This window comes from Streptomyces sp. SID1328 (assembly GCF_009865595.1).
GTDB lineage: Bacteria > Actinomycetota > Actinomycetes > Streptomycetales > Streptomycetaceae > Streptomyces > Streptomyces griseoluteus.
Window position 1 is genome coordinate 1 of the sequence record NZ_WWKH01000937.1, and the last position, 6,174, is coordinate 6,174.

A 6,174-nucleotide genomic window follows, 5' to 3' on the forward strand; every position below is an offset into this window, starting at 1 on the left:
CTTGCCGCCGCGGTCGCGGGCCCAGCGGGCGAGCTGGGCGACGCGCTTGACCACGAACTGGGTGTCGAGGATGCCGAGCATGCCCGCGAGGTCGACAGCGACCTCGTGCTGGGCGCCGCTGTTCTTGATCCGGGCGACGACCGGCGCGGCCTCGTCCAGGGCGGCGGCGCGGCCGGCCGGGGTGTCGAGGTCGTAGCGGGCGACGATCTGGCGCAGCGCGAACTCGAAGAGCGGGGTGCGGGGCTGGACCAGGTCGGCGACGGCCTCGTCGCCCTTGGCGAGGCGGAGTTCGCAGGGGTCCATGCCGTCGGGGGCGATGGCGATGTAGGTCTCGGCGGCGAACTTCTGGTCGTCCTCGAAGGCGCGCAGCGCGGCCTTCTGTCCGGCCGCGTCGCCGTCGAAGGTGAAGATCACGCGGGCCGAGCCGTTGTCCATCAGCAGCCGGCGCAGGATCTTGATGTGGTCGCCGCCGAAGGCGGTGCCGCAGGTGGCGATGGCGGTGGTGACCCCGGCGAGGTGGCAGGCCATGACGTCGGTGTAGCCCTCGACGACGACGGCCCGGCTGGACTTGGCGATGTGCTGCTTGGCCAGGTCGATGCCGTACAGGACCTGGGACTTCTTGTAGATCGCGGTGTCGGGGGTGTTGAGGTACTTGGGCCCGTTGTCGGACTCGTAGAGCTTGCGGGCGCCGAAGCCGACGACCTCGCCGCCGATGTCCCGGATGGGCCACATCAGGCGGCCCCGGAAGCGGTCGATGGGGCCGCGGCGGCCGTCCTGGGCGAGGCCGGAGAGGATCAGTTCCTTGTCGCTGAAGCCCTTGCCGCGCAGGTAGCGGGTGAGGTGGTCCCAGCCCTGGGGGCTGTAGCCGACGCCGAAGTGGACGGCGGCGGCCTGGTCGAAGCCGCGCTCGGCGAGGAAGACCCGGCCGGTGTCGGCCTCGGGGCTGGTGGCGAGCTGCTCGGCGTACCACTGGGCGGCGATCTTGTGGGCCTCGACCAGGCGGATGCGCTCCCCGCGCTGGTGGGCGGGGTTGTAGCCGCCCTCCTCGTAACGCAGGGTGATGCCGGCCTGGCCGGCCAGGCGCTCGACGGCCTCGGAGAAGGAGAGGTGGTCCACCTTCATCACGAAGGTGATGGTGTCGCCGCCCTCCTGGCAGCCGAAGCAGTGGAAGAGTCCCTTGCTCGGGCTGACCTGGAAGGACGGCGACTTCTCGTCGTGGAAGGGGCAGAGGCCCTTGAGGTTGCCGCCGCCCGCGTTGCGCAGCTGGAGGTACTCGGAGACCACGGCGTCGATCGGGACCGCGTCCCGTACCGCCTTCACGTCCTCGTCGTTGATCCGTCCTGCCACGGATGAATTCTACGGGGGTCCGGGGACACTCCCCGCGCGCCCGGTGTTCAGCTCACCAGCTCCGCGAGCGGGACGTGCGGGTCGGCGAGGGCCTCCACGTCCACCACGGCGTCGGAACGGACGAGGCGCTGGATGTGTTCTGTGACGTCCCACACGTTCACGTTCATCCCGGCGAGCACCCGGCCCTCGCGCACCCAGAAGGCGATGAACTCGCGCTTGCCCGCGTCGCCCCGGATGACGACCTGGTCGTAGGAGCCGGGGGGTGCCCAGCCGCTGTACTCCATGCCGAGGTCGTACTGGTCGGAGAAGAAGTAGGGCACGCGGTCGTAGGTGACGTCCTGGCCGAGCATCGCGCGGGCCGCTGCCTGGCCGCCGCTGCGGGCGTTGGCCCAGTGCTCCACCCGCAGCCGGCCGCCGAGGAGCGGGAAGTTCGCCACGTCACCGGCGGCGTGGATGTCGGGGTCGGAGGTGCGCAGGCGCTCGTCCACCACGATGCCGCCGCCCACGGCCGGGTCGGCCAGTTCCAGGCCGGCCGCCTCGGCGAGGCCCGTGCGGGGAGCGGCGCCGATGGCGGCGAGCACGTCGTGCGCGGGGTGCTCCTCGCCGTCGTCGGTGCGGGCGGCGAGGACCATGCCGTCCTGGCCGATGATCTCGGTGAGCCGGACCCCGAAGTGGAAGCGGACGCCGTGCTCGCGGTGCAGCTCGGCGAAGAGGTTGCCGAGCTCCGGGCCGAGGGCGCCGTACAGCGGGGCGGGCTGCGGCTCGATCACGGTGACCTCGGCGCCGTACTGGCGGGCGGCCGCGGCGACCTCCAGGCCGATCCAGCCGGCGCCCGCGATCACCAGGTGGCCGTTGTCCCGGCCGAGGGCGGCCAGCACGCCCTTGAGGCGCTCGGCGTGGGCGAGGCGGCGCAGGTGGTGGACGCCCGCGAGGTCGGTGCCGGGGACGTCGAGGCGGCGGGGTTCGGCACCGGTGACGAGCAGCAGCTTGTCGTAGCGGATCAGGGTGCCGTCGTCGCCGAGGCGGACGGTCTTGGCCGCGCGGTCGACGGCGTCGACGGTCTGGCCGAGGTGCAGCTCGATGTCGTTGCGCGCGTACCAGGCGGGCTCGTGGACGAAGACGCTGTCGCGCTCCTCCTTGCCGAGCAGGTGGCCCTTGGACAGCGGCGGACGCTCGTAGGGGTGGTCCAGCTCGTCGCAGATCAGTATCACGCGGCCGGTGAACCCCTCCGCGCGGAGCGTCTCGGCCGCTTTCGCTCCGGCGAGCCCGCCTCCGACGATGACGAACGTCTGATCCGCGTCGACCACTTGATGCCTCCTCGTAACGATGCCGCCTTCAGGCGAGCGTCCCGCACGCGGCGTGGTGCGGGAAGAGGGGATGGCCGGAAACGGGCCACCCCCCGTCATTTACCCGCTACATATGCCCGGTGAGCCTGGCGTGCAGCGTGCGGGCGGACGCGTCGGTCAGCGAGGCGATCTGGTCGACGATCACCCGCTTGCGCGCGTGGTCGCTCTCCGCCTCGTCGAACAGCGCCCTGAACTGCGGTTCCAGCCCCTCCGGCGCACGCAGGGTGAGCGCCTCGGCCAGCTCGGCCACGACGATGCGCTGATCGGCGCGGAGCAGTTCCTGCTCGGCCCGCTGCATCACGTACCGGTCCGCGACCGCCTTGAGCACCGCGCACTCCATGCGCGCCTCGCGGGGTACGACGAGTTCGGCGCCGTACCTCGTGAGGCGGCCGGGGCCGTGGGCGGCGCGGGTGGCGGTCTCGGCGGCGAGACAGAAGCGGCCGATCAGCTGGCTGGTGGCGTCCTTGAGCCGGGACTGGGCGACCGCGGTGCCGTCGTAGCCGTGCGGCCACCACTCCTGGTCCAGGAGCCGGTCGAGGGCCTCGGCGAGTTCGGCGGGGTCCGTGCCGGCGGGGACGTAGCGGCCGATGGCGACCTCGAAGACCGCCTCCCGTTCGGGGTCGGCGTGCAGGCAGTCGGGGTCGACGTGGCCGGCGTGCAGGCCGTCCTCGACGTCGTGCACCGAGTACGCGACGTCGTCCGACCAGTCCATGACCTGCGCCTCGAAGCAGGTGCGGGTGCCGGGGGCCTCCTTGCGCACCCAGTCGAAGACGGGGCGGTCGTCGTCGTAGACGCCGAACTTCGGGGACGCCGGGTCGGTGGGGTGGGCGCCGCGCGGCCAGGGGTACTTGGTCGCGGCGTCCAGGGTGGCGCGGGTGAGGTTGAGGCCGACGGAGCCCTCGGGGGTGAAGCGCTTGGGCTCGATGCGGGTGAGGAGCCTGAGGGACTGGGCGTTGCCCTCGAAGCCGCCGATGTCGTCCGCGAACTCGTTCAGCGCCTGTTCGCCGTTGTGCCCGAAGGGGGGATGGCCGAGATCGTGTGCGAGGCAGGCGGCTTCGACGAGGTCGGGGTCGCAGCCGAGGGCCGCGCCCAGCTCGCGGCCGACCTGGGCGCACTCCAGGGAGTGGGTGAGGCGGGTGCGGGGGGTGGCGTCCCATGCCGGGGTGCGGGTGCCGGGCGTGACGACCTGGGTCTTGCCGGCGAGGCGGCGCAGCGCGGCGGAGTGCAGGATGCGGGCGCGGTCGCGCTGGAAGGCGGTGCGGCCGGGGCGTTTGTCGGGTTCGGGTGCCCAGCGTTCGACGGAGGTCGGGTCGTAGGCCGAGGGGTGTGCGGTGCCTTCCATGCCATGACAGTAAGCGCCGGTACGGACATCGCGCGGCAGGGGTGACGGGATTGTGGCGTTCTGCGGGGGCGGAGTGAACCGCACGGCCGCGATTCACGTCCTCCGGCACGGGACCGGACACAGGGGGCGGGATGGGGATCGGCCGACCGAGGCTGCCGCGCACGGTGCGGGGGCGCCGACGGCTGGTGCGGGGCGTGGTCGCGGGGTGCGTGCTCGCCCTGCTGCCGTCGACCTGGCTGTACGCCTCCACGGCGGACCGGCTGCGCACGGCGGCGGACGTGCCGCGCACCGAGGTGGCGGTCGTCTTCGGCGCGGGCCTGTGGAACGGCGGCCCGTCCCCGTACCTCGCCCACCGCCTTGACGCGGCCGCCCGCCTGTACCGCGCCGGCCGCGTCAAGGCGGTCCTGGTGACAGGCGACAACAGCCGCGAGGACTACGACGAACCGAGCGCCATGCGCACCTACCTCAGCCGCCACGGCGTCCCCGCCGAACGCATCGTCAGCGACTACGCGGGCTTCGACACCTGGGACTCCTGCGTCCGCGCCCGCCGCGTCTTCGGCGTCCACCGGGCGATTCTGATCAGCCAGACCTTCCACATCCGCCGCGCGGTTGCCCTCTGCGAGGCGGCGGGCGTCTCGTCGTACGGCCTCGGTGTGGAGGACCGGCACGACGCCACCTGGTACTACGGCGGCACGCGGGAGGTCTTCGCGGCGGGCAAGGCGGCGCTGGACGCGGCCTTCCGCCCATCCCCGCAGTTCCTGGGGCCACGGGAGCGGGGCATTCAGCGGGCGTTGGCGAGCGCCCCTTAGGCCGCCGGTCCCCTCAGGGATCTCCACGCGTCGTCACGGCCCGTAGGGGATCTCCACGAGAACGCCATCAGGCCCCCCGACGGCGCTATGGACATGACATGTCATGCCCTCTTAAATCTCTAGGACATCAGCGCCACCCCCACGCCTCCTAGGCGCCTCACCCAAGGAGACCGATGAGCCGGATACGGCAGCACGTCCGCGGGTCCCGTCGTATTGCCACCGCCACTGCCGCCGCCGCTGCGGCGACGTTGCTGGTCACCGCCCTCTCCCCTGCCGCCCGGGCCGACACAGGGCCGAAACGGGCGACCACGCTCGCGGACGCGGCCTCCCTTCTCGTCTCGCATGCCGCGAGCCTCGGCCTCACCTCCGACCAGGGCACCAGCGTCCGGGACGTGATCGTCGACAAGGACGGTACGCAGCACGTCCGTTACGACCGCACCTATCGCCATCTCCCCGTGCTCGGCGGGGACTTCGTGGTGCACCTGAACTCCGGCGGCGGTTACCGCGGCGCCGACCGCGCCACCCGCACCGCGCTCGAACTGCCCACCGTCACCCCGAAGCTGACCGGCGCGAAGGCGGCCGGGATCGCGGTGGACGCGCTGCGGTCCGCCAGCCCCCGGAAGCTGACGCGGGCGAAGGCCAAGCCGGAGCTGGTCGTCGACGCCCTGCACGGCAGGCCGAGACTGGCCTGGCGGACCAACGCGGTCGGCCTGGACACCCTGGGCAACCCGGTGGGCCGTACCGTGCTGACCGACGCCCGCACCGGCGCCCGGATCGACGCCTGGGACAGCATCGAGACGGCGGCGGGCGACGGCAAGTCGCTGTACAGCGGCACGGTTCCGCTGGAGACGACCCAGTCGGGCTCGGCGTACCAGCTCAAGGACGCCACCCGCGGCAACACGTACACCGGTGACGCGGCCAACAAGACCGACCTGTGCATCCTCGGGATCTGCCTGAGCCGCGCTCCCTCGACGGTGTTCACCGACGCCGACAACCACTGGGGCACCGGCGCCACCGCCGACCGCGCCTCGGCGGCCGTCGACGCCCAGTACGGGACCGACCAGACCTGGGACTACTACAAGGACGTCCACGGCCGCAACGGCATCGCGGGCGACGGCAAGGGCTCGTACAACCGCGTCCACTACGGCAGCAACTACAACAACGCCTTCTGGGACGACAGTTGCTTCTGCATGACCTACGGCGACGGTGACGGCACCACCTTCGGCCCGCTGGTCGCGCTGGACGTGGCCGGGCACGAGATGACGCACGGCGTCACCTCCAAGACGGCCGCGCTGACGTACTCGGGCGAGTCCGGCGGCCTGAACGAGGC

At 72.3% G+C, this 6,174-nt stretch carries 5 protein-coding genes; 2 read left to right on the plus strand and 3 right to left on the minus strand.

What is annotated here, in order from left to right; genetic code table 11:
* The 3 genes from dnaG to GT030_RS30380 all read right to left on the minus strand — a co-directional run.
* On the minus strand, positions 1 to 1,347 hold a 1,347-nt coding region (gene dnaG / locus GT030_RS30370), incomplete at its 3' end, for a DNA primase (protein ID WP_161203836.1).
* 47 nt (positions 1,348 to 1,394) lie between these two features.
* Positions 1,395 to 2,654: an FAD-dependent oxidoreductase gene (locus tag GT030_RS30375; protein ID WP_161203837.1), complete on the minus strand. Its 1,260-nt coding sequence runs from the start codon at positions 2,652 to 2,654 to the stop codon at positions 1,395 to 1,397.
* 106 nt (positions 2,655 to 2,760) lie between these two features.
* Positions 2,761 to 4,035, minus strand: a complete 1,275-nt coding sequence (locus GT030_RS30380) for a deoxyguanosinetriphosphate triphosphohydrolase (RefSeq protein WP_161203838.1) — start codon at positions 4,033 to 4,035, stop codon at positions 2,761 to 2,763.
* 131 nt (positions 4,036 to 4,166) lie between these two features.
* On the opposite strand from GT030_RS30380, the gene GT030_RS30385 reads away from it, so the two are divergent.
* Complete coding sequence (locus tag GT030_RS30385; RefSeq protein WP_161203839.1) at positions 4,167 to 4,844, plus strand: ElyC/SanA/YdcF family protein; 678 nt, start codon at positions 4,167 to 4,169, stop codon at positions 4,842 to 4,844.
* A gap of 173 nt (positions 4,845 to 5,017) precedes the next feature.
* Positions 5,018 to 6,174 (plus strand): peptidase M4 family protein (locus tag GT030_RS30390; protein ID WP_161203840.1); only part of this gene is annotated, 1,157 nt, incomplete at its 3' end.